General features: G+C 75.8%; 21 protein-coding genes. 9 read left to right on the top strand and 12 right to left on the bottom strand.

Annotated elements, in window-relative coordinates; translation table 11 throughout:
* The first annotated feature begins 4 nt into the window (after positions 1-4).
* The 3 genes from ACMXGY_RS12145 to ACMXGY_RS12155 all read left to right on the top strand — a co-directional run bounded on the left by ACMXGY_RS12145 (position 5) and on the right by ACMXGY_RS12155 (position 2,417).
* Positions 5-1,018 carry a serine protein kinase RIO gene (locus tag ACMXGY_RS12145; protein ID WP_483773247.1) on the top strand — a complete coding sequence of 338 codons (1,014 nt, stop codon included), beginning with the start codon at positions 5-7 and terminating at the stop codon, positions 1,016-1,018.
* Between the two features lie 48 nt (positions 1,019-1,066).
* Positions 1,067-1,951: a Gfo/Idh/MocA family oxidoreductase gene (locus ACMXGY_RS12150; RefSeq protein ID WP_483773248.1), complete on the top strand. Its 885-nt coding sequence runs from the start codon at positions 1,067-1,069 to the stop codon at positions 1,949-1,951.
* Between the two features lie 64 nt (positions 1,952-2,015).
* The gene (locus ACMXGY_RS12155; RefSeq protein ID WP_483773249.1) at positions 2,016-2,417 is read left to right on the top strand and encodes a hypothetical protein; all 402 of its coding nucleotides are present in this window, start codon (positions 2,016-2,018) and stop codon (positions 2,415-2,417) included.
* A 14-nt stretch (positions 2,418-2,431) separates the two neighbouring features.
* Here the strand turns inward: ACMXGY_RS12155 and ACMXGY_RS12160 are convergent, their stop codons facing one another.
* From ACMXGY_RS12160 to ACMXGY_RS12180, 5 genes are all read right to left on the bottom strand, one after another.
* Positions 2,432-3,406, bottom strand: a complete 975-nt coding sequence (locus ACMXGY_RS12160) for a hypothetical protein (RefSeq protein WP_483773250.1) — start codon at positions 3,404-3,406, stop codon at positions 2,432-2,434.
* Positions 3,403-3,984, bottom strand: a complete 582-nt coding sequence (locus ACMXGY_RS12165; RefSeq protein ID WP_483773251.1) for a hypothetical protein — start codon at positions 3,982-3,984, stop codon at positions 3,403-3,405. The genes ACMXGY_RS12160 and ACMXGY_RS12165 overlap by 4 nt, the downstream gene beginning before the upstream one ends.
* 77 nt (positions 3,985-4,061) lie before the next feature.
* Positions 4,062-7,826 carry an error-prone DNA polymerase gene (locus ACMXGY_RS12170; protein ID WP_483773252.1) on the bottom strand — a complete coding sequence of 1,255 codons (3,765 nt, stop codon included), beginning with the start codon at positions 7,824-7,826 and terminating at the stop codon, positions 4,062-4,064.
* Positions 7,819-9,483, bottom strand: coding sequence for a DNA polymerase Y family protein (locus ACMXGY_RS12175; RefSeq protein ID WP_483773253.1), 1,665 nt, complete (start codon positions 9,481-9,483; stop codon positions 7,819-7,821). The genes ACMXGY_RS12170 and ACMXGY_RS12175 overlap by 8 nt, the downstream gene beginning before the upstream one ends.
* Complete coding sequence (locus tag ACMXGY_RS12180) at positions 9,480-10,391, bottom strand: hypothetical protein (RefSeq protein WP_483773254.1); 912 nt, start codon at positions 10,389-10,391, stop codon at positions 9,480-9,482. Before ACMXGY_RS12180 ends, ACMXGY_RS12175 begins: the two co-directional genes overlap by 4 nt.
* 291 nt (positions 10,392-10,682) lie before the next feature.
* Here ACMXGY_RS12180 and ACMXGY_RS12185 point away from each other — a divergent pair, with 291 nt between their 5' ends.
* On the top strand, positions 10,683-11,240 hold the full coding sequence (locus tag ACMXGY_RS12185; RefSeq protein WP_483773255.1) for a YbhB/YbcL family Raf kinase inhibitor-like protein: 558 nt from the start codon (positions 10,683-10,685) through the stop codon (positions 11,238-11,240).
* Positions 11,241-11,262: 22 nt separating this feature from the next.
* Complete coding sequence (locus ACMXGY_RS12190; protein ID WP_483773256.1) at positions 11,263-11,844, top strand: YbaK/EbsC family protein; 582 nt, start codon at positions 11,263-11,265, stop codon at positions 11,842-11,844.
* A gap of 25 nt (positions 11,845-11,869) precedes the next feature.
* Here ACMXGY_RS12190 and helR read toward each other — a convergent pair whose 3' ends face one another.
* The 6 genes from helR to ACMXGY_RS12220 form a co-directional block, all read right to left on the bottom strand.
* On the bottom strand, positions 11,870-14,041 hold the full coding sequence (gene helR, locus ACMXGY_RS12195; protein ID WP_483773257.1) for an RNA polymerase recycling motor ATPase HelR: 2,172 nt from the start codon (positions 14,039-14,041) through the stop codon (positions 11,870-11,872).
* 265 nt (positions 14,042-14,306) lie between these two features.
* Entirely contained in the window at positions 14,307-15,311 is a 1,005-nt protein-coding gene (locus tag ACMXGY_RS12200) for a siderophore-interacting protein (RefSeq protein WP_483773258.1), read from the bottom strand.
* A gap of 80 nt (positions 15,312-15,391) precedes the next feature.
* Positions 15,392-17,521 carry an iron ABC transporter permease gene (locus ACMXGY_RS12205; protein ID WP_483773259.1) on the bottom strand — a complete coding sequence of 710 codons (2,130 nt, stop codon included), beginning with the start codon at positions 17,519-17,521 and terminating at the stop codon, positions 15,392-15,394.
* A 49-nt stretch (positions 17,522-17,570) separates the two neighbouring features.
* Complete coding sequence (locus tag ACMXGY_RS12210) at positions 17,571-18,569, bottom strand: ABC transporter substrate-binding protein (RefSeq protein ID WP_483773260.1); 999 nt, start codon at positions 18,567-18,569, stop codon at positions 17,571-17,573.
* A gap of 94 nt (positions 18,570-18,663) precedes the next feature.
* The gene (locus ACMXGY_RS12215; RefSeq protein WP_483773261.1) at positions 18,664-19,512 is read right to left on the bottom strand and encodes an ABC transporter ATP-binding protein; all 849 of its coding nucleotides are present in this window, start codon (positions 19,510-19,512) and stop codon (positions 18,664-18,666) included.
* 84 nt (positions 19,513-19,596) lie between these two features.
* Positions 19,597-20,478 (bottom strand): endonuclease/exonuclease/phosphatase family protein, encoded by an 882-nt coding sequence (locus ACMXGY_RS12220; RefSeq protein WP_483773262.1) that lies wholly within the window; start codon positions 20,476-20,478, stop codon positions 19,597-19,599.
* Positions 20,479-20,577: 99 nt separating this feature from the next.
* Between ACMXGY_RS12220 and ACMXGY_RS12225 the strand changes: the two genes are divergently transcribed.
* The 4 genes from ACMXGY_RS12225 (at position 20,578) to ACMXGY_RS12240 (ending at position 23,350) form a co-directional block, all read left to right on the top strand.
* The gene (locus tag ACMXGY_RS12225) at positions 20,578-21,210 is read left to right on the top strand and encodes a nucleotidyltransferase family protein (protein ID WP_483773263.1); all 633 of its coding nucleotides are present in this window, start codon (positions 20,578-20,580) and stop codon (positions 21,208-21,210) included.
* Between the two features lie 108 nt (positions 21,211-21,318).
* The gene (locus ACMXGY_RS12230; protein ID WP_483773264.1) at positions 21,319-21,768 is read left to right on the top strand and encodes an SRPBCC family protein; all 450 of its coding nucleotides are present in this window, start codon (positions 21,319-21,321) and stop codon (positions 21,766-21,768) included.
* Between the two features lie 41 nt (positions 21,769-21,809).
* Entirely contained in the window at positions 21,810-22,646 is an 837-nt protein-coding gene (locus ACMXGY_RS12235) for an alpha/beta fold hydrolase (protein WP_483773265.1), read from the top strand.
* Positions 22,643-23,350 carry an esterase/lipase family protein gene (locus ACMXGY_RS12240; RefSeq protein WP_483773266.1) on the top strand — a complete coding sequence of 236 codons (708 nt, stop codon included), beginning with the start codon at positions 22,643-22,645 and terminating at the stop codon, positions 23,348-23,350. The genes ACMXGY_RS12235 and ACMXGY_RS12240 overlap by 4 nt, the downstream gene beginning before the upstream one ends.
* 10 nt (positions 23,351-23,360) lie before the next feature.
* Here the strand turns inward: ACMXGY_RS12240 and ACMXGY_RS12245 are convergent, their stop codons facing one another.
* Complete coding sequence (locus ACMXGY_RS12245; RefSeq protein ID WP_483773267.1) at positions 23,361-25,697, bottom strand: HelD family protein; 2,337 nt, start codon at positions 25,695-25,697, stop codon at positions 23,361-23,363.
* Between the last annotated feature and the right edge of the window lie 67 nt (positions 25,698-25,764).

The following is a 25,764-nucleotide window of genomic DNA, read 5'->3' on the forward strand; positions in this document are numbered from 1 at the left end:
CGCCGTGCACGAGCACGACCTGTCCGATCCGTACCTTCCCCCGACCTCCGCGCGCGACCCGCGCACGCCCCCGCCCCGGCGTCTACGTCGCCGCGACCAGCGGCACGACGAGCGGTACGACGCGACGTCCGACCTCGCCTTCGACCTGACCATCTTCGAGCGCACCGCGGGCTCGCCCGTCGGGAAGCTGCCCGACGAGACGTCGGAGACGGGCGTCCTCGACGCCACGCTCGGGGCCGACCAGCGCTGGTCCACGTGGTCGTCCGTCGAGAAGGGCCAGCGCGGACCCGACCCCCTGCCCGAGTGGGTCGTGACCGCCGACGCGGCGGTCGACACCGAGCTCGGCGTGCTCAAGACCGGCAAGGAGGCGGACGTCTTCCTCGTCGAGCGTGCCGTCCCCGACGACCCTGCGCGGCGCTCGCTCCTCGCGGCCAAGCGCTACCGCGACCTCGACCACCGCTCGTTCCGGCGGGACACCGTGTACACCGAGGACCGTCGCGTCCGGCGCACGCGCGACCAGCGCGCGCTCGACCGCAAGTCCCGCTACGGCCGCCAGGTCGCGGCGGGCCGGTGGGCCGCCGCCGAGTTCGCCGCTCTGTGCGAGCTCTGGTCGGCGGGAGCGCCGGTCCCGTACCCGGTGCAGATCGACGACAACGAGATCCTCATGGAGTTCGTCGGCACGTCCGACGGCGTCGCGCACGAGGCCGCGCCCAGGCTCGCCCGCGCGCACCCGGACCCTGACCTCCTCGCGGCGTGGTGGGACCAGCTGCGCGACGGGATGGCCGTGCTCGCGCGCCTGGGGTACGCGCACGGTGACCTGTCGCCGTACAACGTGCTGGCGGACGGCGACCGGATCGTCATCATCGACCTCCCGCAGGTCGTGGACCTCGTCGCCAACCCGTTCGGCACCGAGCTGCTCCTGCGCGACTGCCGCACGATGTCCGCCTGGTTCACCGCGCGCGGGCTGGACGCGGACGCCGAGGAGCTGTTCGCCATGCTCCTCGCCCAGGCGTGGTGACACCCGGCTGACGACGGACGGCTGGACGCGCCGTGGGACGATCGGCGCGTGCTGCGCATCGCTCTGGTCGGGCTCGACTCGTCCCACGCCGACCAGTACGTCCGCCTGGTCGCGGCCGAGCGCCGCTGGCCCGGCGTGCAGATCGCTGCGCTCGTCGACGCCGAGCCGGGCCGGCGCGCGGAGCTCGCGGCGGCGGGCGGGCTCTCCCTGCCGGCGGGCTGCCTCACCGTGCCTGACGCCGTCCGGCGGGTCGACGCGGCGATCGTCGCCCATCGTGCGGGCCGGCTCCACGGTGCCGCGGCGCGCGAGCTGCTGAGCGCCGGCGTCCCGGTGCTCGTCGACAAGCCGTTCGCGGCGTCGGTCGCCGACGCGCGGACCACGCTCGACGTGGCCCGCGCGCACGGCACCGCCGTGACGACGGCGTCCGCGCTCCGCTTCGCGCCCGAGGTCGCCGCTGCCCGGGACTCGCTCGCCGGGCTCACGGCGGGTGGGGTCGCGCCGGGCGCGATCGCCGTGGAGGTGTCGGGCCCCGCCGACCCGGACGACGAACGGGACGGGCTGTTCTTCCTCGGCATCCACGTCGTGGAGGCGGCGCGCGCCGTCGTCGGCGCGACGCCGGACGTGGCGTGGGAGCCGCCCGAGACGACGACTTCCACGGACGGGATCGTCGCGACGACGCGGCTCGGAGGCATCGGCGTCCGGCTCCGCTTCCTCTCCCCGGTGACGCACGCGACCGCGGGGTTCGACGTCGTGCTGCGGACGCCCGACGGCGTCACGCGGTCCCCGGTGGTGCTCGACGACGACTACCTCGCCCCGGTCGTCGAGCACGGGCTCGCCGTCCTCGCGCTGCCAGGCGGCCTCGCGGACGAGCGCGCCACGATCCTCGCCGACCTCGCGCTCCTCGAGCAGGTCGCCGCAGCCGTGCGGGGCTGACGCCAAGTCTCGACCGCCACGCCCCGACCGCGCCGATGCGCGGCGGACGAGGTAGAACGGGACCATGGAGCCCTCCACCGAGTCCTTCGACGCCGACGACGTCCAGACGTTCCTCAACTCCTACGGGATCGCGCTCTCGACCGGGGACCTGGACGTCATCATGGAGAGCTACGCGTTCCCCGCGCTCGTCGTGGGGGCGACGACCTCGGTGCCGCTCCCCGACCCCGAGTCCGTGCGCGAGTCGACGCTCGAGACCGCCCGTGGATTCCGCGAGCGCGGGCTGGTCGGGGTCGTCGCCCACCTCGAGCAGGTCGAGGAGGTGGGCGACGCACTCGTGTGGGCGCAGGTGCGCTGGAGCTACCGCGACGAGTACGCGAACGAGCAGGAGGCGCAGGAGGTCCGGTACCTGCTGCGCCGTGCCCGGGACACCTTCGAGGTGTGCGTCGTCGCTCCGCTGAGCCCCTGACTTCGCAACGAGGCTCAGCAACCGGCTCCGTCGTCGGCGACCGGCCCGGTGCGCGGTGCCTCGCCGCCGGGGTCCGGCGGCAGGTAGTCGAGGCGCACCCCGTCGCCGACGGGGACGGCGAGCACGGCGGAGTCCTCCCCGGCCCGGCTCCAGTCTCGCGGGAGGAGGAAGTACGTGCCTCCGGCCTGCTGCATGAGGACCAGACCGTCGTAGCGGTGGCGGAAGGCGGTCCCGTCCGGACCGCAGACGCGGGGCTCCACTCCCGGCGCCACGAGCTGGAGGTCTGTCGTGCTGCGGACGACGACGCCGGGATACTCCGCGAGCTCCGCCTCGAACTGACGCCCACGACTCTGCCCGATCTCCGCCGAGAAGTTCGCGACCGCCCAGAAGAGCGCCACCGCGACCAGGGTGAACACCGCCGCCCACTCCGTCAGACGAGCGCCGACGGACGGCGCCCGCCACCCGGGCCTGGACCGCCGCAGCTCGCCGCGCCACGTCTGCACGACGGCGACGATCGCCAGGACGCCGAGCGCGAGGCAGACCGGCGCGGCCCAGGACGGGACGCCGTCGGCGAGACCGGTCCCGGGCCACACGGCCTGGAACAGGCCGAACCCGACGAGCGCGGCCCCGACCGCACCGACCGCCAGGAGCACCCGAGGACGATGGCGTCGCGCGTCCGGAGCGCGCACGGAGCCGCCGCGCGCCCACAGGGACACCAGCACGACGACCGCGACGACGGCGAGCGGCAGGAGGAACCCGTCCTGGGCGTTCACCATGTAGTCCGTCGAGGTGAGCTGTAGGGAGGTCACGTCGACGCCGAAGTAGTTGTAGAAGAAGATGACGCGCTGCCGGCCGAAGAAGTAGAGCAGCGCGGCGACCAGGCCGGCGGGAGCCACGATCTCGGTCGCGATCCGGGCGAGGCGCGGGACGTCGGTGCTCGGCCCGTCGCTCGGCCCGTCGCCGCCCGGCGCGGGGCCACGGTCGTTCATGGCGTGCTCGTCCCCGTCCCTGCCCCGTCGCCCTCCTGACCGCCGTCGTCACCGCTCCCCTCACCGGGGTCGCTCGTGGACGGGCTGCAGTCTGCGTGGAGGACCACGGTCGACCCGCGCGGGACGGAGAAGCCGCCCTCCTGCCACGGCGGGTCCGATCCCTGGTACGTGCACGTGTCGTCCGCGTCGGGCGGTTCGGAGAGGACCGTCACGCACAGCGTCCCCCCGCAGCTGACCGTCATCTGCTCGACGAACCGGCCGTGGACCTCGAGGAAGGGGTTGTCGAGCTCTTGGGCCGCCGTCGCCAGGAGGACGGGCGACCCGCCGCTCCCACCACCTCCGCGACTCCGTTCGCGCGTGGGCGTCGGCTCCGCGGCGGGAGAGGCGGTCGGCGCGGCGGTGTCTCCCGGCGTCGTCGGCCCGGCGTCCGTCACGGCGGCAGGTGCCGGGGACTCCTCGTCCCAGCTGCAGGCCGCGAGCCCGCACGCGACCGCCGCGCCCAGCAGTGCCCCGACGCTCGCGCGACCCACCCGGAGCCGTCGCCCGGCCCGTGCTGTGCCCTGCGTCGCCCGCACCATCGCTCGGCCCTCCTGGTCCTCCTACGACGAGGGAGACTGCGCACGAGGAGGCTGATACGGAGCGGGTGCCGCCGCGATCAGTGGAAGTCGCGCGACGACGTCGCGACCTGCAACGAGAGCGGGGCGAGGTGCTCCGCGACGAGGTTCGTCGCGCCGTCGGCCCGCTCCAGCCGGCCCCGCACGACGAGCGCCGCCGACCCGCGCGCGACCTTCCGGAACCGCTGCCACAGCCCGGGCGAGCACACGACGTTGAGGATCCCCGTCTCGTCCTCGAGGGACAGGAACGTCACGCCCCCGGCGGTCCCGGGGCGCTGGCGGTGCGTGACGACGCCGCCCACGGCGACGCGCGACGGCGGGTGCGGCCGCGTCCCCGGCACCTCGCCTGCCGCGCGCTCGGCGTCGTCGACGCGCTCGATCTCCCGCGACACCTCCACGGCGCCGACGACGGTCAGCACGCCCGCGGCGGTCAGGCCGTCGCGCACGTACTGGGTCGGGTAGGAGTCGGCGGACACCCCCGTGGCCCACACGTCGGCGACGGCGGTCTCGACGTCGGTCATGCCCGGTAGCCGGGGGGCCTCCACGCCGACGCTCACGCCCGGCAGCGTGCCCGGGCCCTCCTGCGCGAGCGCGCCGGCGGCCCACAGCGCCTCGCGCCGCGTCACGCCGAGGCAGTCCGTCGCCCCCGCGGTCGCGAGGCCCTCGAGCTGGGCCGTCGTGAGGTCGACGCGCCGCACGAGGTCGCGCAGGTCGCGGAACGGCTGCTCCCCCGCAGCGCCGTCGTCCGCCGTCTCGCGGGCCGCGACGACCCGCTCCGCGGCCTCCTTGCCGAGCCCGCGCACGCTCGCGAGCCCGAGCCGCACCGCGAGCGTCAGGTCCGGCTCCGGCCCGAACGCCGGGTCGATCCGCACGCCGACGTCACCATGGGGAGAGGGAGAGGGCGGGGACCGCCGAGGGCCGTGGTCGGGCCTGGCGGGAGGACCCGAGGAACGAGGGTCCGGATGGTAGGCCCGAGCGCGGTCCCCGCCCTCTCCCTCTCCCGCAAGCCGCTCGACCGTCGCCTGCACGTCGGACGCGTTGACGTCCGGGCGCAGCACGGTCACGCCGTGCCGGCGCGCGTCGGCGACGAGCGACTGCGGCGAGTAGAACCCCATGGGCTGCGCCGCGAGGAGCCCCGCGTAGAACGCGGCGGGGTGGTGCACCTTGAGCCACGAGCTCGCGTACACGAGGAACGCGAACGAGTACGCGTGCGACTCGGGGAACCCGAAGTCGGCGAACGCCTTGAGCTTGTCGTAGATCTCCTCCCGCACCGCCGGGTCCTCCACCCCCTTCTTCTTCATCCCCTCCATGAGCCGACCCCGCAGCTCCTCCATGCGCTCGACCGACCGCTTCGAACCCATCGCCCGGCGCAGCTGGTCGGAGTCCTTGGGCGAGAAGCCCGCGACGTCGATCGCCATCTGCATGAGCTGCTCCTGGAACAACGGCACGCCGAGCGTCTTGCCGAGCGACTTCTTCAGCAGCGGGTGCAGGAACGTCACCTTCTCGCGGCCCCGCGCCCGGTTGATGTAGGGGTGCACGGACCCGCCCTGGATCGGCCCCGGCCGGATGAGCGCGACCTCGATGACGATGTCGTAGAACTTTCGCGGGCGCAGCCGCGGCAGCGTCGCCATCTGCGCACGCGACTCGACCTGGAACACCCCCACCGTGTCGGCCGCGCACAGCAGGTCGTACACCGCCGGGTCGTCCTCCGGCAGCGTGTGCAGCTCGAGGCGGGACCCCTCGTGCTGCTCCACGAGGCCGAACGCGATCCGCAGCGCCGTGAGCATCCCGAGGCCGAGCAGGTCGAACTTCACCAGTCCCGCGTCCGCGCAGTCCTCCTTGTCCCACTGCAGGACCGTGCGCCCCTCCATGCGCGCCCACTCGACCGGGCACACCTCGATGACGGGCCGGTCGCACATGACCATGCCGCCCGAGTGGATCCCCAGGTGCCGCGGGAGCCGCAGCATCCGGTCCGCGAGGTCCAGCACCGCGTCGGGGATCTCCCCCTCCTCCGCGGCCGACGGCGGCCGGTGCGCAGGGACGACGTCGTGCGTGTCGTCCGCGCGCAGCGCCTCGTGCGGCGCCGCGGGCGGTCTTGGGTCGCCTCCGGCCCCGTCGCCCTGGTCCTCGGCGAGCGGGTCGACGACGCGCGGTCGCCGTGCGCTCCGGCCGCCCAGGTCGGGCGACCAGTCGCCACGATGCCCGGTGTCCTCCCTCCCAGCCGAACCCATCGGACCCGACCCCACGTCACGAGACCCCCACAGCGCCGTGACCCGCGCGTCCTTCTCGGCGGTCTTCGAAGCGATCGCGCGCTCCTTGGCCGCGCGGTCGGCCGCGGGCGACGACGGGTCGGGGCCGCGCAGGGAGCCCCAGCGCTCGATGGACTTGCTCCACGCGTCGGCCTGCCCGACGTCGTACCCGAGCGCGCGGGCGGCGTCGCGCACGGCGGACTTGGGGCGGTAGGAGATGACGTTCGCGACCTGGGCGGCGTGCGTGCGGCCGAACGTCGCGTAGACGTGCTGGATGACCTCCTCGCGCCGTGCGGACTCGATGTCGACGTCGATGTCGGGCGGGCCGTCGCGCTCGGGCGCGAGGAAGCGCTCGAACAGCAGCCCGTGCTTGACGGCGTCGACGGCGGTGATGCCGAGCGCGTAGCAGACGGCGGAGTTCGCGGCCGACCCCCTGCCCTGGGCGAGGATGCCGTGGACGCGGCAGAACTCCACGAGGTCGTAGACGACGAGGAAGTAGCCGGGGAAGTGCAGGTCCTCGATGACGCGCAGCTCGTGGTCGATCTGCGCCCACGCGCCCGGGATCCGCTCGGCCTCGCGCGGCCCGTAGCGGTTCTCGGCGCCGCGGCGCACGAGCTCGCGCAGCCAGGTCGCCTCGGTGTGCCCGTCGGGCACGGGGTAGGGCGGGAGGTCGGGCGCGACGAGGTGCAGGTCGAACGCGCACTCGTCCCCGAGCGCGGCGGCCGTCGCCACGGCCTGCGGGTACCGGTGGTGGCGCGCGAGCATCTCCGCCGCCGAGCGCAGGTGGGCCGTCGGGGCGCCGGGCAGCCACCCGTCCATGTCGTCGAGCGAGGACCGGGCGCGCACGGCCGCGAGCGCCCCCGCGAGGTCGGCGTCGTGCGGGCGGGCGAAGTGGGCGGCGGTGGTCGCGACGAGCGGGAGCCGGGCGTCGGCGGCGAGGTCGGCGAGCGCGGCGTGCAGGTCGGCGTCGCGCGGGTCGTCGGTCGTGGTGATCTCGACGGCGACGTTGTCCGCGCCGAAGACGGCGACGAGCCGGTCGAGCTCGCGGCGGGCCTCGGCCCGCCCGGAGGTGACGAGCGCGCGGCGGACGGCGCCCTTGCGGCACCCGGTGAGCACGAGCCACTGCCCGTCGGCCTCCTCGCCGAGGGTGTCGAGGTCGTAGCGGGCGGCGCCCTTGGTCCCGGTCGCGAGGTGCGCGGTGGCGATGGCGCGCGACAGGTTGCGGTAGCCCTGCGGGCCGCGCGCGAGGGCGAGCAGGTGGGTCGAGCGGGGGTCGGGCACGCCGGTGGGCGGGTCGAGGACCGGGGCCCCGGCCGGCACGGGGACAGGCAGGTGCAGCTCGGCACCGAAGACCGAGGGGAGCCCGACCTTGCGCGCCGCCTCCGCGAACCGGACGACGCCGTACAGGCCGTCGTGGTCGGTGATCGCGAGCGCCGACAGCCCGAGCCGTGCGCCCTCGGCGGCGAGCTCCTCGGGGTGGGACGCGCCGTCGAGGAAGCTGAACGCGGAGTGGGCGTGCAGCTCGGCGTACCGGGGGGCGGTCGTCCGGTCAGTCATACAGCCCCTCCACCGTCCAGCGCCCGCGCGCGCTCGCGAGGAGCAGGCCGCGGCCGTCGCCGAGCAGCACCTGGACGTGCACGCGTCGTCGCGGCGCGGGGGTCCACCAGCGCTCGGCGAGCGGCCACGGCCCGGCCCAGTCCACGACCGTGCTGTCGGGGTCGTCCGGGCCGGGCCACCGCACGCTCGCGGGCGTGCCGCTCATGGCGAGACGCGCGTCGACGACGACGGGCCGCCCGGCGTCGTCGAGCACGACGACGTCCTGGGGCTCCACGGGGACGACCGCCGGGGCGGGGCTCGGCAGCGCCCCGGGCCACGGCAGGGCGGGGTCGCGCGGGCGGGCGACGTCCTCCCCGAACGGCACGAGGTGCACGCGGTCGGTCGCGTCGCGACCGCCCTGGACCTGCACGCGCAGCACGGCGTCACCGCCGAGGATGCCCTGCACGCGCCCGAGCGCGCGGTGGGCGCGCGCGTCCTCCCCGCTCGACGCGCCCCACAGGCGCGGCTGCTCGGCCCCGGCGGGGACGACCTCCTCGGCGGTGAGGGACAGGCGGGCCAGCGGCGCGGCGTCGGGCACGACGCGCGCCCCGCCGGGCGAGCCCCCTTCCCTGCCGCGCCGTGCGGACCGGGCAGCGCGCACGCTCGTCGTGGTGAGCCAGCCCTCGAGCTGCCACCGCACCTTGTCGGTGAGGCGCGCGGGGCTCATCGCGCCCGGTCCGTCGAGGCGCCAGGTGCGCTCGAGGTCGTCCCCCTCGGTGGTCCGGGCGGTGATGCGCAGCCGGCCGGCGACGAGCGAGCGGGCGACGAGCTGGTCGTGCAGGTCCTCGGCGAGGCGGCGCGCGGCGAAGGTCGCGACGTCGACGCGCTCGGCGGGCGGGTCGAGCTCGGCGCTCACCGCGACGTCGGGCTCGATGCGGCGGCGCGCGGGCGGGCGCAGGTCCTCGCCGCGCGCGAGGCGGTGCGCCCACGCGCCGAGGTCGCCGAACCGTCCCTCGACGGTCGCGGGCGGCAGCGCCGCGAGCGCCCCGAGCGTGCGCACGCCGAGCCGGCCCAGGAGGTCGACGAGCTCGTCGATCGCGACGGCGGCGTCGGGCCGGGCGGCGACGTGCACGAGGTCGCGCGCGGGGCGCGGGGCGAGGAAAGCGGGCGAACCGCCAGGGGCGACGACGGCGGACGCGCGCGCGGCGAGCACCGCGGCGAGGATCCCGTCGGCGACGCCCACCTGGCACTCGTGCCCGGTGTGCTCGGCGACGCGTGCGACGAGCGCCTCCGCGAGCGCCGCGTCCGACCCGTGGTAGCGGCTGGCTCCGGACGCCGGGAGGAGCAGCAGCCCGGGACGCGTGATCTCCAGGCCCGCGACGACGGTCTCGGCCGCGAGCGCGACGGGCTCGAACTCGCGGGCGTCGCGCGCGTCGTCGACGTCGAGCAGCTCGAGCTCGGGGCAGCACTCACGGGCCCGGCGGCGGCGCATCCCCCGGCGGACGCCGTGCGCTCGCGCGGTGGCCGAGACGGCGACGACGCGGCGCCCGTCGTGCGTCGCGGCCGGGACGTGCGCAGGGACGTCGCGGACCGCCATCGCGGCGAGCACCGGCCAGTCCGGCACCCACAGGGCGGCCGTGCGGGTCGGGGTCATGGTCATGGTCATGGTCATGGTCATCCGACGAGCCTCAGCCCGGGACGGTCGGCGCGGTCCTCGGTCTCCTCGGGGAGGCCGACGGCCCGTCCTCCCGTGCGCACGGTGGTGCTGCGCTCGGCGAGGAACGCCGGCCAGTCCGCGTGGCCGAGCGGCAGGTCGACCTCGACGCGGACGGGACGTGCGGCGCCCCCGCGGCCCGCGCGCTCGACGACGAGCGTGCGGTGCCGCAGCCAGCCCGCCCCGTGGTGCGTCCCGGACCACCGGCCGCCCGTGACCGTGAGCGCGACGTGCGCGCCGGGCCACGCCGCCGCGGCGACGAGCAGCGCCCCGCGCTCCCGGGCGCGCGCCGCGAGGCGGCGCCGGTCGGCGTCGGTCAGGGCAGCGTCGGGCCCGACGACGACGACGTCCATGCCGTCGACGAGCGCCGCGATCGCGAGCGCGGCGTCCGGCCCCGGACGGGGCACGAGCGCGAGGCGGTCGAGGTCCGTGCCGACGTCCGCGGCAGCGAGCAGCCCGACGGCGGGGAACCCGACCGCGGCGGTCCAGGCACCCGCCCGGGAGGGCGCGGCGACGAGCGCGAGCAGCAGGCTCGTCGAGCCGCGCACGGCGAGGACGGTCCCGCGCTGCAGCGCGCCGAGCGGCAGGAGCGGGGCGAGCGCGTCGTGGACCGGCCACACCCGCTCGTCGGGCACGGTCGGGACGGCACGACGGGGGTGGACGGGCGCACGGTGCGGGCGCGCGGGCGGCGTGGCGGCGGCACCGGGGGCGACGGGACCCGCTGCCGGGGCGGGCACCGAGCGGTGCCGCTGGACCCCGGTCCGCTCCTCCGCACGCCGCAGGGCGGCGCGAGCCAGCTCGGCCCTGTCCACCCGGACCTGCCCCTGCTGCCCGGCGGCCCTCCGACCGGCCGGGTCGGCGAGAACGGTCATCTCGCCTCCCGGGTGGTGCTCGGACCGGCGCACGGGGACCGGCGCCGAGGTTTGCGCAGCGGAGTCGACGCCTCCGCCACGCATCGAACAGGTGTTCGAACACTTCCAGTGAACGGCCGCGCCCGAGGGGGTGTCAACTCCGCAGGTCGGAGCCGTCGGCTTCGTCCGAGATGCCCGTCATAACCCTCGACCACCACTCGAAGGTCTCCTTCAACCCTCGACCTCCACCCGAACCTTCGCCCTCGCGCCGACCACGTGCCTGCACGCGCCCGGTCGCGCACGATGGGTCCCATGGCCGACGTGAACCTCGACTCCCGACCCCAGGCTCCCGACCCCTACTCGCTCCTCCCCGCCGCACCCTCGTTCACCCTCACGAGCGCCGACCTCGCCGACGGCGAGCCGCTCGCGGACCGGTACGCCGCCGACGGCGAGAACCTCTCCCCCGCGCTGGGCTGGTCCGGCTTCCCGGAGGGCACGCGCTCGTTCGTCGTCACCTGCTTCGACCCCGACGCCCCGACCCCCGCGGGCTTCTGGCACTGGACCGTCGCGGACGTCCCGGCGACCGTGACCTCGCTGCCCCGGGGCGCCGGCGCGGCCGACGGCGCCGGGCTGCCCGACGGTGCGTTCCAGGTCCGCAACGACGGCGGCACGCCGGGCTACACGGGCGCCGCACCGCCGCCCGGGGACCGCCCGCACCGGTACGTCTTCGCCGTCCACGCCCTCGACGTCGGCTCGCTCGCCGAGGCGGCCGGCCTCGGGCCGGACGCGACGCCGACCGCGGTCGCGTTCAACGCCTTGTTCCACACGCTCGCGCGTGCGACGCTCACGGCGACGTACCGCACGACCTGACGACCGCACGACGGAAGAACCCATGGACGCCTCCACCACCCTGCCCACGCTCGGCTCGCTCACGTGGGAGCCGGCCCTCGACCACCTCGACCTCGTCGCGCCCGTGACGGCCGACGCGCTGCGCCGCTGGGCCGACGCCGACCCCGACGTCGCGACGCTGGTCGCCGTGACCGAGATCGACCCGGACCTCGCGGACACCGCGACGCTCAACGCCGCGTTCGACCTGCCCGTCGAGGCATCGGCGAACTGCGTCGTCGTGGGTGGCGCGCGGGCGGGCGAGGAGCGGGTCGCGGCCGCAGTCGTGCGCGCGCACACGCGCGCCGACGTCAACACGCGCATCCGCAAGCTCCTCGACGTGCGCAAGGCGTCGTTCCTGCAGACCGAGCGCGCGACGGCCGAGTCCGGCATGGAGTACGGCGGCATCACGCCCGTCGGGCTCCCGGCCGGCTGGCGCGTGCTCGTCGACTCCCGTGTCGTGACCGACGGCGAGCTCGCCCTGATCGGCAGCGGAGTCCGGCGGTCCAAGCTCCTCCTGCCGGGCACGCTGCTGGGGCGGCTCCCGGGCGTCGAGGTCGTCGAGGACCTGGCGGTCCCCGTCGCCTGACCCGGCGACGGGGAGCCGCCCGGCGTCAGCGCTCGAGCACGACCAGCCGCTGCGTCGCGCGCGTCATCGCGACGTAGCGGTCGACGGCGCCCTCGACGCCGTCGCCGAACGCCTGCGGGTCCACGAGGACGACGAGGTCGAACTCCAGGCCCTTGGCCGTCTCCGGGGTGAGCGACCGCACGCGCGCCGTCCCGGTGAACGTCTCGGTGAGCGCCGCGTCGCCGATGACGCACGCCGTGCCCTCGGCATGCTCGGCGAGCCACGCCTCGAGCACCGCGTCGAGGTCGCCCGCCGACCCGTACACGACCGGCACGCCCGTGCTGCGCACCGACGTCGGGACGTTGGCGTCGGGGAGCGCGGCGCGGATCACGGGCTCCGCCGCGGCCATGACCTCCTGCGGCGTGCGGTAGTTGACGCGCAGCGACGCCTCGGCCACGCGGTCGAGGCCGACGCGCTCGAGGCGCTCGCGCCACGTCTCGGGGAACCCGTGCCGCGCCTGCGCCCGGTCCCCCACGACCGTGACGCTGCGCGACGGGCAGCGGCTGAGGACCATCTGCCACTCGGCGTCGGTGAGCTCCTGCGCCTCGTCGACGACCACGTGCGCGAAGGGCCCGGCGAGCCGGTCGGGCGTCGCCGTGACCAGCGCGCCGTCGTCGACGAGCGCGTCGCGCAGGTCCTGGCCGCGGAGCATCTGCATGACGCGGAGCTCGCTGTCGTCGGTCGCGAGGAGGTGGTCGACGACGTCGTCCATGCGGGCGCGCTCGGCCGCCGCCGCGGCCTCGTTGCGGCGACGGCGGCGCGACGCCTCGGGGTCGCCGAGGCGTCGGCGCGCGGCGTCGAGCAGCGGCAGGTCCGCGGTCGTCCACGCGTGGGCGTCCGCGCGCTGCAGCGCGCGCACCTGGTCGGCCGTGAGCGACGGCGCGCACAGGCGGAGGTAGGCGGGCACGGACCAGAGGTCGGCCACGAGGTCGGTCGCCTCGACGAGCGGCCACGCGCGGTCGAACGCGGCGCCGAGCGCACGGTGGCCGCGCAGGGCGCGGCGTACGTCGTCCGCCGGCAGGTCGGTGACCTCGCCCACGGCCTTGTCCACGAGGATCTCCACGAGCGCGGCCCAGACCTCGTCGCGCGCCTCGTTGTGCGGGGTGCCGGGGTCGATCGACTCGAACGCCTCGGCCCAGTCGGCCGTGGAGAGCCAGACGTCGGCCCACGGCGTCTCGACCTCCATGCCCTCGGCGGGCGGGCGCTCCGAGAACCGCACGGCCGGCTCGATCGCGGCGACGAGCTCGGCCGACGCCTTGAGGCGCGCGACCTCGGGGTCCGCCTCCTCGCGCGCGGTCGCACCCTCCGGGACCAGGTCGCGCAGCGTGCACGTCTGCACGCCCTCCTCGCCGAGGCTCGGGAGCACGTCGGCGACGTACCCGAGGTAGGGGCGGCTCGGCCCGATCACGAGCACGCCACCGCGCCCCTCGCCCACGTGCGGGTCGGCGTACAGCAGGTACGCGGCGCGGTGCAGCGCGACGACCGTCTTGCCCGTGCCGGGGCCGCCGTCGACGACGAGCGCGCCGCGCGACCCCGCGCGCACGATCGCGTCCTGGTCGGCCTGGATCGTGCCCAGCACGTCGCGCATGCGCGGAGACCGGCTCGCGCCGAGGCTCGCGACGAACGCCGACTGGTCGTCGAGCGCCGCGCTCGACCCCGCGCCGTCGGGCACGAGCTCCTCGTCCCAGTAGTCCGTGACGCGCCCGCGCGTCCAGCGGTACCGGCGCCGCGCCGCGAGGCCCGCCGGGTGCGCGGGCGTCGCCGCGAAGTACGGCTCGGCCGCCGGCGAGCGCCAGTCGACGAGGAGCCGCTCCCCCGCCGGGTCGGTGAGGCCGACACGGCCGACGTAGACGGGGTCGGAGCCGTCGGCGAACGTCATGCGGCCCAGGCACAGGTCGACGCCGTAGCGCTGCAGGAGCCGCAGGCGTGCGCTGAGCCGGTGGACCTCCTGGTCGCGCTCGAGCGACTCCGTGCTCGACCCGCCCGGCGCGCGGCGCGCCGCGTCCAGGCGCTGCGAGAGGTCGGCGACGGAGTGCTCGAGGCTCGCCGCGATCGCGGCGAAGTGCCGCTCGTCCGCGTCGACGAGCGCGAGCTCGCCCTTGGCGGCGAGCCGGTCGGGAAGGTCGAAGGTACGGGTGGGCGCAGCGGTCAAGGTCATCAGCTCCGGTCCGGGCTCTCACGGGCGCGCGGACGTCGGTCCGCGCACGATCGGAGATTCTGCGCCCGGGAGGGGGCCTTGCCGCAAGACCCCCCGTGCGCTATACCTTGGAAAGGGAGGCCGGTCGGCCTCCCTTTCTCGTGCCCGCCGTCCGCAGGACCGGCTCCGTCCCGTCGTCCGTGCCGAGACGTGAGAAGTGGCCCCTCGCCGAGGTCGGTGAGGGGCCACTTCTCGCTTCGCGCTTCTCGCGTCTCTCGTGAGCGTGTCAGCTCTCCGCGCGGCCCTCGCGCCAGTAGCCCATGAACGCGACGGCGCGACGGTCGACGCCGAGCTCGGCGACGAGATGGCGCCGCAGCGTCTTGATCGCGCTCGCCTCGCCCGCGAGCCACGCGTACAGGACGGTGTCGTCCTCGAGCAGGCCCGGGACCTCCCAGAGGATCGACGCGTCGACGTCGACGTCCTCGAGGTCCTCGGCGGTGCGGCACTGCGCGGGCGGGTCCGTCCCGAGGACCCCGGCACCGAGGATGCGCGCTGCCGCCTCCTTGACGGCCGGCACGAGGCGTGCGCCGTGCGCGTCGTGGGCTCCCCCCGGGACGTCGTCGCGCGCGAGGAACGTCACGCGGACCCCGGGCGGCGTGACGAGGTCACGGGCGTCGCCCACGTGCGGCACCTCGACGTACACCTCGCCCCACGCGTCGGCGGGCAGGTCCTCGCAGATCGCCGCGATGGCGGGCAGGGCCGTCTCGTCGCCCGCGAGCAGGAGCGCGTGGGCGCGGGCCGGGGGCCGGAACTCGATGCCGCCCACGGGTCCGTCGAACGTCGCGTCCGGGCCGAGCAGGACGAGCGGTGTGCCGACCTGCGCGTCGAGCGCCCAGCGCGACGCCGGCCCGGCGTCGCCGTGCAGCACGACGTCCACGTCGACCTCGCGCGCCTCGGGACGCACCGCGACGGTCGTGTACGTGCGCAGCGGGTTGCGGCGCGCCTCGGGCTGCGCACGCCACGCGGCGTACCACCCCTCGGGGTCGCGCACGAGGTGCTCGTAGCCGCCGTCGGGTGCGGGGAGGACGAACTTGATGCGCACGTCCAGACCGGGGTCGCCGAAGAGGTCGAGCTCCGGGCCCGTGAAGGTGAACCGGCGGAAGCTCGGCGAGAGCTGCTCGACGCGCGCCACCTCGACGTCGAAGAAGCGCCACGGCGCCGTCGCCCGCGGGGCGGGGCGGGTGGTGGCGGCGCGGTGGGCGGCACGCGGTGCGGCGACGGTCTGACTCACACAGGTGAGGCTAACCTACGCGCCCCGCACGGGGTCAACCCGTCCGGCGGACGACCTCGCCATCGGGCGCGTGAGACGCGTCACGCCGCGCGGCCGCGGCTGCGCCACAGCAGGTACACGAAGTACGGCGCGCCGAGCAGCGCCGTGCCGAGCCCCGCGGGGATCTGCCCCGGTGCGATGACGACGCGCCCGAGCGTGTCCGCGACGGACACGAGGAGGGCGCCGAGGAGCATCGCGACGGGCACGACGCGCGCGTGCCGCGCCCCGACGAGCGCGCGCGCCGCGTGCGGGGCGACAAGGCCGACGAACGCGAGCGCGCCGATCGCGCAGACGGCCGCCGCGGTGAGCAGGGCGGCGGCGCCGAGGAGCAGCAGGCGCGTGCGGTCGAGGGCGACGCCGAGCACGCGGGGCGTGTCGTCGTCGATCGCGAGCACGTCGAGGTCCCGGCGGTGGAGGGCGACGAACGGCGTGACGAGCACCAGCGCCGCCGCGACGGGGACCAGCTGCTCGAGCGTGCGCCCGTACGTCGACCCGGACAGCCACGTGAGCGCGAGGTTGACGTCCCACGGCGCGACGACGACGACCACCAGCGTGATGAGCGCCATGACGCCGGCCTGCGCCCCGATGCCGATGAGCACGAGCCGGTCCGAGCTGAGCCCGCCCCGGTACGACAGCCCGTAGACGAGGCCGAAGACCAGGAACGCTCCGACGGTCGCAGCAGCGGACATCGGCCAGATCCCGACCCCGGGAACGAGCAGGATCATGGTCACGGCCCCGAGGCCCGCGCCGGAGGTCACGCCGAGCAGGCTGGGCTCGGCGAGCGGGTTGCGGCACACGGCCTGCACGATCGTGCCGGCGAGGGCGAGTGCCGCGCCCGCGAGCAGCGCGGCGAGCACGCGCGGGAACCGCTGGTCGAGCACGAACGAGACCTGGCGGCCCGCGACGCCGTTCCACCAGTTCGCGACGTCGCCGAGGAGCACGACCCGGTCGCCGAGCAGGAGACCCGCGACGATCGCGGCGACGACGGCTGCGGCCAGCACGACGACGACCACGAGCACGGTCCGCGTCGACCGGGGCCGACCGAGCGCGCCGTTCGCCGCCCGGGCTCCGGGGCCCGCGTCGCGCAGCCGGCGCGCGAGCCAGATGAGCAGCCCCGCGCCGACGACGGTGGTGACGATGCCGGTCGGCACGGCGAGCGACATCGTGCCCGGCAGGACGAGTCGGAGCAGGACGTCCGCGCCGAGCACGACGATCACGCCGGTGAGCGCCGCGAACGGCAGGAGCAGCACGTGCCGGCCGAGGCCGGGGACGCGGCGTCCGACGAGGCGCGCGACGACCGGTGCCGCCAGGCCCACGAAGCCGATCGGGCCGGCGACCGTCACCGCGATCGCGGCGAGCAGCACGGCCACGAGCACGGCGACCGCACGCGTGCGGCGCACGTCCACGCCGAGCACCGTCGCGGCGTCGTCCCCGAGGCCGAGCAGGTCGAGCCGGCGGGAGAGCACCAGCGCGGCGAGCACGCCCACGACGACGACCGGGGTCGCCATCGCGACGGTGCGCGTGCCGGACTGGACGATCGACCCGCTCCCCCACGCGAACAGCCCCGTGGTCTCCTGCTCGAACAGCACGAGCAGGACCATCGTCAGGGAGTGCAGCGCGAGCATGATCGCCGACCCTGCGAGCACGAGGCGGGTCGGCCCGTCGGCGCCGCCGCGCGACAGCACGAGCACGAGCCCCGCGGCCGCCAGGCCGCCGAGGAACGCGAGCCCGCCCTGGAGGTAGAACGGGACGGAGAGTCCGAACGCCGCGACGGCGACGACCGTCACGTACGACCCGGCGTTGACCGCGAGCGTGTCGGGCGACGCGAGCGGGTTGCGGGCGACGGACTGGAGCACGGCACCGGCGACGCCGAGCGCGACACCCACGAGGAGGCCTGCGAGCAGCCGGGGCACGCGCGACGCGACGAGGACGGCGACCGTCTCGTCGACCCCCTCGCCGCCGGTGGCGAGCCGCAGCAGGTCGAGCGGGCCGACGGCGGCCGTGCCCTGGGTGACGTGCACCGCCGCGAGGACGACCGCGACCAGGGCCGCGGCGACGAACGCCGCCGCGATCCCCAGGCGTGACGACCGCACGCGCGGGGAGACGGCCGGAGCCGGGTCCTCCAGGAGGAGGGTGTCCGGCTCCGCCGGCGTGCGCTCTCGCGTCGTCACAGTCGTCTCTTCGGTCTTTCGTGTGCGGACCGCCGGTGGGGGCGGAGGATCAGGCCGTCAGCGCCTCGACGACCGCGTCGACGTACGCGCCGGCGGACAGCGGGCCGCCGAACATCCAGATGCCGTCGGGCAGGCGGTGCACGTCACCGGCGGTGACGAACGGGAGCTGCTCCCACACGGCGTTGCCCGCGAGGCCCTCGGTGAACGGGTCGGCCTCGGCGTCGTTCGCGACGTAGAGGAACTGCACGTCGCCGAGCTGCGTCAGGCCCTCGACGTCGGTGGTCGCGAGCCCGTAGTCGGGGTCGCCGCCCTCGGTCCACGCGTTGACGAGGCCGAGCTCCTCGCCGATCCCGCCGAAGAACGACCCGGGGGTGAACATGCGGATCGACACCGCGCCGTTGACGACGTACCCGTCGGCCATCGTGAACTCGGAGCCCGCGAGACCGGCCTCCTCGAGCGCGGCGACGCCGTCGGCGACCTTCGCGTCGTACTCCTCGAGCGCGGCCGTGGCCGCGTCCTGCGTCCCCGTGACCTCGGCGAGCGTCTCGACGGTGGAGCGCATGTAGCCGATGGGGTCCTCGCCGTCGGAGCCGCGCAGCGTGAGCACCGGCGCGACCTCCTCGATCTGGGCGATGACGTTCTCGGGGAGGTCGGTCGTCGTGACGACGAGGTCCGGCTCGAGCGCGGAGATGGCGTCGAGGCTCGGCTCGCCGCGCGTGCCGACGTCGGGCGTGCCCTCGTCGATCGGCGCGACGGTGTTCCACGTGTTGTAGCCCTCGACGTCGGCCTGGCCGACGGGCTCGACGCCCAGCGCGACGAGGTTCTCCGTGAGGCCCCACTCGAGCGAGACGACGTCCGTGGCGACCGCGTCGAGCTCGTGCTCGCCGCGCTCGTCGGTGTAGGTCACAGGGCCCGACGCCGCGGCGTCGGTCGTCGCGTCGGTCGCGGAGCCCGCGTCCGGGTCCTCGGTCGTGCCGCACGCGGTGAGCGCGAGCGTCGTGGCGAGCGCGAGCGCGCCCACGGCGAGGGAACGGGTGGTCGAGCGCATGGGTGTCCTTCGGTTCGGTCGGCACCGGACGGTGGTCGGTCCGGTGGCCCGGGACGGGCCGCGCGGCGGTCCGGGCGAGGGGTGAGGCAGGAGGTCAGGCGGGGACGGCGACCCCGACGCGGGCGGCGTGCCGCCCGAGCGGCTCGCAGCACGTGCGTCCCGTGAGGGGGTGGGTGTAGACGTCGACGTGGATGCCGTACACCTCGGTGAGGAGGTCGGACGTGAGCACCTCGTCGGCCGGGCCTGTCGCGCGCACGACGCCGTGGTGCAGCAGGACGACGTGGTCCGCGACGGCAGCCGCCTGGTTGAGGTCGTGCAGCACGACGCCGACGGCGACGCCGTGCTCCGCCGCGAGGTCGCGCACGAGGTCGAGCAGCTCGACCTGGTAGCGCAGGTCGAGGTAGGTCGTCGGCTCGTCGAGCAGCAGCACGCGCGTGTCCTGCGCGAGGCACGTCGCGAGCCACACGCGCTGGAGCTCGCCACCGGACAGCTCGTCGACGCCGCGCTCGGCCATCGCCGTGATGCCCGTGACGTCCATGGCGTGCGCGATGGCGCGCGGACCGTCGGCGTCGTTCGAGCGGAACCGGCCGCGGTACGGGTGGCGGCCGTACGCGACGACGTCGCGCACCGTCACGCCCGACGGCGTCGGGCGGCTCTGGGAGAGCAGCGTCACGCGGCGCGCGAAGTCCTTGGGGTGCAGCGCGAGGGCGTCGGTGGCGTCGTCGAGCGCGACCGTCCCGGCGTCGGGCCGGTGCAGGCGCGCGAGCGAGCGCAGGAGGGTCGACTTGCCGGAGCCGTTGGGTCCGATGAGCGCCGTGACGGCGGCCGGCGCGAGGTCGAGCGCGGCGCCGTGCACGACGGTGCGCGCGTCGTAGGACAGGCGCAGGTCGTGGCCCGCGAGCGCCGGGACGGGGCTCGCGACGGGAACCAAGGTTTCACTCACATAGGTGAGGCTAATCTATGCAGGAGCCCGGGAACCAGCCCCGGGCCGTGTGATCGGCCTCACCGGTTCGGGCCACTCGGTGGCTCAGCCCTCGACGTGCCGGTGGTGCCGACGTACCGGCTCCGCGGGCGCTCGCGAGGGCGGCCGGTCCTCGTCGGCGGCGTGCGGCCGCGTCGGGGACGGCTGGTGCTCCCCGCCGAGCGCCACCGGGACGACGAGCGCGCGGTGGTCCGACAGCCCGGTGTCGACCGCGGACGCCTGGGTGGTCGCGCGGACCGCCCCGTGGGCGAGGATGTGGTCGAGCTGGCGGGTCGGCTCCGCGACGGGGAACGTCGCGGCGGACGCGAGCGGGTGCCAGCCGCTCGTGCGTGCCGCCTGCGGCGCGTCGACGTTGAGGTCGCCGAGGAGCACGACCGGCTCCCCGTCGAGAGCCTCCTCCACGAGCGAGCGCGTGAGGCGCACGAGCTGCGTGAGGTTGCGTCCCGGCACGAACGTGAGGTGGGTGCACGCCACCGTGATGCGCCCGCCGGGGGCGTCGACGCGCGCGACGAGCGCCGCCCGCGGCTCGTCGCGCACCAGCGTCGGCAGGCGGCTCCCCGGGAACCGGACAGGGATCTGCGTGCGCGGCGGCGGCATGACGACGGTGCGCCACGCCGTGACGGGGTAGCGGCTGACGACGGCGATCCCGTAGGCCGCCTGGCCGGGCTGGTGCTCCCCCGTGGGCGCCGTCCAGACACCGGGCTCCCCGACGAGCGTCGCGACGAAGCGGTGGTCGGCCGCTCCCGCCGCCTCGGCGGCGACGGCCGTGAGGTCCGCGCGGTGCGAGCGCGGCTGGTCACGGTCCACCTCCTGCAGCGCGAGGACGTCCGCGTCGAGCGAGCGGACCGCGTCCGCGAAGCGGTCGAGGTCGACGGTGTCGTCGACGGTCGACCGCCCGTGGAGGATGTTGAACGTCGCGAGGCGCATCGACTCGATTCTGGGCACCGCGACCCGCGGTCGCACCTCCAGTCCCCTCGGTGCACCCGCGACGTGCCAGCAGGGCCCGCGTGGTGTAGACCCTGGGGCATGGTGGACGACAGAGAGGCGCTGCACGACGGCCTGCGCATGACGGCGGCCGCGCTCGCCGACGCCGAGATCCCGCACGCGCTCGTGGGGGGCTACGCCGCGTGGGCGCGCGGTGCGCCGGAGCCGAGCCACGACGCGGACTTCGCGATCCGGGAGGTCGACGTGGACCGGGCTCGTGAGGTGCTGCGCGCTGCCGGGCTGAAGATCACGGAGCCCACGGAGAACTGGCTGTTCAAGGCGTACCACGGCGGCGAGCTCATCGACGTGCTGTACCGCATGGTCGGCGAGCCGATCGACGACGACCTCCTCTCCCGGACCGACGAGCTGGAGGTGCTCGCCGTCCGCATGCCCGTGCTCGCCGCGACGGAGATCATGGCCTCGAAGCTGCGCGTCATCGGCGAGCACTTCTGCGACTTCTCCCGCCTGCTGCCCGTCGCCCGGGCGATGCGCGAGCAGATCGACTGGGCGGAGGTCCGCGAGCGCGTCGACGACAACCCGTACGCGCGCTCGTTCCTCTTCCTCCTCGACGAGCTCGGTGTCGTGGACGCGACGCAGATGCACGACGACGGGTCGTCGAACCCGGGCCACACCTCCGACCCCGCGTCGGGAGACCCCTCGAGCCACCTGGAGTGACGACGTCGCTCGATGACCCTTCTGCCCGGGTTCGTCCCTCCGCGCGCGAGCGGGCGCGACCGTGGCAAGGGTGGAGGGGTACCGCCCGCCAACCCCAGGAGGTATCCGATGAGCACGGTCACCCAGTCGATCGACGTCAGCGTCCCCGTCCGCACGGCCTACGACCAGTGGACGCAGTTCGAGGAGTTCCCGCGCTTCATGGAGGGCGTGGAGGAGATCCGCCAGCTCGACGCGACGCACACGCACTGGAGGACGAAGATCGGCGGCGTCGAGCGCGAGTTCGACGCCGAGATCACGGAGCAGCACCCCGACGAGCGCGTCGCGTGGAACAGCACGTCCGGTCCCGACCACGCCGGCGTCGTGACCTTCCACCGGCTGAACGACACCGAGACGCGCGTCACCGTGCAGCTCGACTGGACGCCCGAGGGCGTCGTGGAGAAGGCCGGCGACCTGCTGCAGCTCGACGAGCGTCGCGTGAAGGGCGACCTCGCACGGTTCAAGGAGTTCATCGAGTCCCGCGGGACCGAGACGGGCGCCTGGCGCGGAGACGTCGGCTGACGCGCCGGGCGAGGTCCTCGACCTTGCCTCATCCTGGTGCGATGACCACGCACACCTCCGCCTCGTCCCGCACGTCCGGGGACGGGGCGGAGGTGCGTCTCACGGTGGGCGGCCTGCGGGCCGTCGCTCACGTCTCGGGCGCCACCGCACCGGGCCTCGTGGTCGTCCTCGTGCACGGTGTCGGGTCGTCGTCCCGCGCCTTCGATCCGGTGCGCCGCGAGCTCGTGCGCCGCGAGGCGCGTCCGCCGACCGCGGTGCACGCGATCGACCTGCCGGGGTTCGGCTCGGCGCCCCGCGCCCGGCACGACGTGTCGATCGAGGAGCACGCCGCCGTCGTCGCCGGGTACGTTCGCGAGCACGTGCTCCCCGACCCGCACGACCCCGCGCCCGTCGGCCCTGCTCCCGCCGTCGTCCTCGTCGGCCACTCGATGGGCGCCCAGGTCGTGGCGCAGGCGATGGCGGACCACCCGCGCGAGGCGCCCGCCGGCGTCCTGATCGGCCCCACGGCGGACCGCCACGCGCGCACCGCCGTGCGCCAGGGCCTGCGGCTCGCTCGCGACGCGTTCGGGGAGCGGCCGCGCGCGCTCGCCACGCTCGCGGTGGACTACGTGCTGCGCTGCTCGCTGCCCCACTACGCGCGCCAGGTCCGCTCGATGCTCGGGCACCGGATCGAGGAGGTCCTGCCCCGCGTACCGGGCCGCGTCGTCGTGCTGCGCGGCGTGGACGACCCGATCGCGCCGAGCCCGTGGGCGCGTGAGCTCGCCGCCGCGGCGCCGCACGGCGAGTACCGCGAGGTCCCCGGTCGCCATCACACGATGGATGCCGACCCGGAGGGGGTCGTCGCGGCCGTGCTCGCCGCCGGAGGTCTCTCGGCGTGAGCCGGCGTGGACGGTGGGGGGACGGGCTGCGCCTGCGGGACCGCGCCGCGGACTACGCGTACGTCGCGCTGCGCCAGGTCGAGCACGCGCTCCGGCACGGGCGAGCCGTCCCCACCGGCCCGGGCGACGGTGCTCCCGTGGTCCTGCTGCCCGGGGTGTACGAGACGTGGCAGCTGCTCTCCCCCGTCGCCGACGCGCTCGCCGCTGCGGGGCATCCCGTGCATGCCGTACCCGGGCTCGGGTACAACCGGCGGCCGTTCGGTGACGCGGCCGAGCTGACCGCGGGCTTCCTCGCGACGGCGGACCTGCGCGACGTCGTGCTCGTCGCGCACAGCAAGGGCGGGCTGATCGGCAAGCGCGTCATGCTGTCGGCCGCCGGGGGCCGCGTCGCGGGCATGGTGGCGGTGGCGACGCCGTTCGCCGGCTCCCGCTACGCCCGGTACCTCGTCGGCCGCACGCTGCGCGCCTTCTCACCGCACGACGCCGCGCTCCTCGCGCTCGCGGCGGAGCGCGGCGTCGATGCCCGGATCACGGCCGTCTACCCCCGGTTCGACCCGCACATCCCCGAGACGGGCAGGCTCGAGGGCGCGCGGAACGTCGAGCTGCCGCTCGCCGGCCACTTCCGCCTCCTGGGCGACCCCACGCTCGTCGCGACGGTGGTGCACGAGGTCGACCGCCTGTCGCGGTCCACGGCCGCGCGCTGAGCCGGCGGCGTCAGGCCGAGGCGACCGACCCGTCCGGCTCCACCGCCACGCGCACGAGCTCCTGCGTGCACCGGGTCATCGCCACGTACAGGCCGTTCCAGCCGCGCGGCTCGGCGGCGATGCCGTCGGGGTCTACCACGACCACCGCGTCCCACTCGAGCCCCTTGGCCTCGGACGCGCCGAGCACGGGGACGTCGGCGACCTCCTCGCGCAGGACGGCTCGGACGTCCTCGCGCAGCACACCGAGCCGCGCGTGCGGCGCCACGACGCCCACCGTGCCGCCGTCGTACCGCGCGGCGAGCACCGCGACCTCGGCTGCGACCGCCGCCCCGAGCCCGGCAGCTCCCGAGGTCACGTCACGTGGCGGGAACCCCGACGAGCGCACCGCGCGCGGCGGCGTGCTGCGGCTGCCCGCCCGACGCAGCACGGGGCCCACGAGCTCCATCACCTCGCGCGGCGTGCGGTAGCAGATGGTCAGGTCGGCACGACGCCAGCGGGTCCCGAGCACCGGGCCGACGGCGTCGTCCCAGTCGGTGTGAGGGTGCGGCGCCCTGGTCTGGTCGACGTCGCCCACAGCGGTGACGGACCGGGTCGGGCAGCGGCGCAGCACCATGTGCCACTGCATGGGCGACAGCTCCTGCGCCTCGTCGACCACGACGTGCCCGTACACCCAGTCGCGCCGCGCCGCCGCGCGGCCGGCGAGGAAGTCGCCCTGGTCACCCGGCTCGTCCTCGGTGCCGAGCGCGTCGGCGAGCGCGTCGAGGATCGGGACGTCGCTCGGCGCGAGGGTGGCGGGCTCGCCCACGACCCGTTCCACCTCCCCCGCCGAGAGCTCCGGTGCCAGTCGGGACAGCAGCGCGGCGTCGCCCAGCAGGTCGCCCAGCGCGGTGCGCGGGTCCGCGACCGGCCACCAGGCGTCGAGCACGCCCGTGACCGCGACGTCGCGCGCGAGGTCGACGCGCAGCCGTTCCAGGTCGTCCTCGGTGAGCTCGCCGTCCACGTCCCCGCCCTTCGCGCCGGTGGTCGGCGCGCGGTCGTCCCTCGCCGCGAGCCCGGCGTCGAGGCGGCCGAGGACGTCCTCGAACCCCTCTTCCACGCGCTCGAGCAGCTCGGCGTGGCGGGCCGCGACCTCGTCCACGACGGCGTCGAGCAGCAGGTCGAACGCCCGACGGCGCGCGGCGAGCACGCTGCGGCCGCCGGCCCGCGCGGCGTGCAGGACGCGGCCGACGCGGTCGGCGTCGAGCACGTGGGGCTCGCCGTCGACGCGCACCGCGAGCGCCCGCGGGCCGGGGACGAGCGCGTCGGCGTAGCGAGCGACGACGTCCTGCCAGAGCGCTCGGCCCTTGATCTCGGCGACGTCCCGCGCCTCCTCGCGCTCGGGCGCGACGCCGGGCACGAGCGTGTCGCACGTCGCCGAGACGACCGCCGTCTCGCCGAGCGCGGGCAGCACCTGGGCGACGTACTCGAGGAACCGGGACGACGGGCCGAGCAGCAGGACGCCCCGCTCGGAGAGGTGCGGGTGCGTGAACAGCAGGTAGGCGACGCGGTGCAGCGCGACCACGGTCTTGCCCGTGCCCGGGCCGCCCTGCACGACGAGCGTCTGGTCGGCAGGGGCCCGCACGATCGCGTCCTGCTCGGCCTGGAGCGTCGCCACGGCGGTCCCCATGCGCCCGGTGCGGCGCTCGGACAGGGCGGCGAGCAGCGCGCCCTCGCCGACGAGGCCGTCGGCTCCGCCCTCGCCGTCGACGCCGTCGAGCGGCTCGTCGTCCACCCCGGTCACGCGCTCGCCCGACGTGCGCACGTGCCGACGGCGCGCGAGACCCTGCGGCTCGCGCGCCGTCGCGGTGTAGAACGGGCGGGCTCCGGGTGCGCGCCAGTCCAGGACGAGCGGTTCCGCGCCGTCGTCGGACGCGCTCAGCCCGACCCGTCCGATGTGACGTGTGGAGCCGTCGCGCGCGTCGGTGCGGCCGAACACGAGCCCGTTCCGCGCCAGGTCGAGCTCCTCGCGGCGACGGCGCAGGCCGGCCCGGCGCGAGCGCTCGACGGGGTCGTCGGCGGCCGCGCGGTCCGTGGTGTCGCCCGGGTCGACGTTCCCGGCCCGGGTGTCCGCGGAGCCGTCCAGCAGTGCGTCCAGCTCGGCGAGGAGCTGCACGCGCCGAGCGAGGGCGGCGTCGAGGTGCTGCTGCTCCTCGGCGACGGCGCGCGCGACCGCGGACGGTGGGTCGACGGGCGCGGGAGCGGCGTCCGGCGTCGGAGCGGGGTCAGGCGGGATGGCGGGGTCAGGCGGGATGGCGGGGTCGACGTCGGGGACGGCGGCGGGCAGGGACGGGGACGGCTGGACCGGCACGGAACCTCTTCTCGTACGACGTACGGACACGAGCCCAACGCGCGGGTGCGCCCGGTTGTTCCCGGTG

The organism is Cellulosimicrobium sp. G4 BAM 1002 (genome assembly GCF_057126935.1).

Coding starts and splice junctions, on each gene's coding strand:
- ACMXGY_RS12165 (WP_483773251.1), bottom strand. CDS start 3,984: ATGGTGCGGGCGACGCAGGGCACAGCACGGGCCGGGCGACGGCTCCGG.
- ACMXGY_RS12235 (WP_483773265.1), top strand. CDS start 21,810: ATGACCACGCACACCTCCGCCTCGTCCCGCACGTCCGGGGACGGGGCG.
- ACMXGY_RS12180 (WP_483773254.1), bottom strand. CDS start 10,391: ATGACCGTTCTCGCCGACCCGGCCGGTCGGAGGGCCGCCGGGCAGCAG.
- ACMXGY_RS12175 (WP_483773253.1), bottom strand. CDS start 9,483: ATGACCATGACCATGACCATGACCATGACCCCGACCCGCACGGCCGCC.
- helR (WP_483773257.1), bottom strand. CDS start 14,041: ATGACCTTGACCGCTGCGCCCACCCGTACCTTCGACCTTCCCGACCGG.
- ACMXGY_RS12210 (WP_483773260.1), bottom strand. CDS start 18,569: ATGCGCTCGACCACCCGTTCCCTCGCCGTGGGCGCGCTCGCGCTCGCC.
- ACMXGY_RS12160 (WP_483773250.1), bottom strand. CDS start 3,406: ATGAACGACCGTGGCCCCGCGCCGGGCGGCGACGGGCCGAGCGACGGG.
- ACMXGY_RS12170 (WP_483773252.1), bottom strand. CDS start 7,826: ATGACTGACCGGACGACCGCCCCCCGGTACGCCGAGCTGCACGCCCAC.
- ACMXGY_RS12220 (WP_483773262.1), bottom strand. CDS start 20,478: ATGCGCCTCGCGACGTTCAACATCCTCCACGGGCGGTCGACCGTCGAC.
- ACMXGY_RS12225 (WP_483773263.1), top strand. CDS start 20,578: ATGGTGGACGACAGAGAGGCGCTGCACGACGGCCTGCGCATGACGGCG.
- ACMXGY_RS12185 (WP_483773255.1), top strand. CDS start 10,683: ATGGCCGACGTGAACCTCGACTCCCGACCCCAGGCTCCCGACCCCTAC.
- ACMXGY_RS12230 (WP_483773264.1), top strand. CDS start 21,319: ATGAGCACGGTCACCCAGTCGATCGACGTCAGCGTCCCCGTCCGCACG.
- ACMXGY_RS12190 (WP_483773256.1), top strand. CDS start 11,263: ATGGACGCCTCCACCACCCTGCCCACGCTCGGCTCGCTCACGTGGGAG.
- ACMXGY_RS12155 (WP_483773249.1), top strand. CDS start 2,016: ATGGAGCCCTCCACCGAGTCCTTCGACGCCGACGACGTCCAGACGTTC.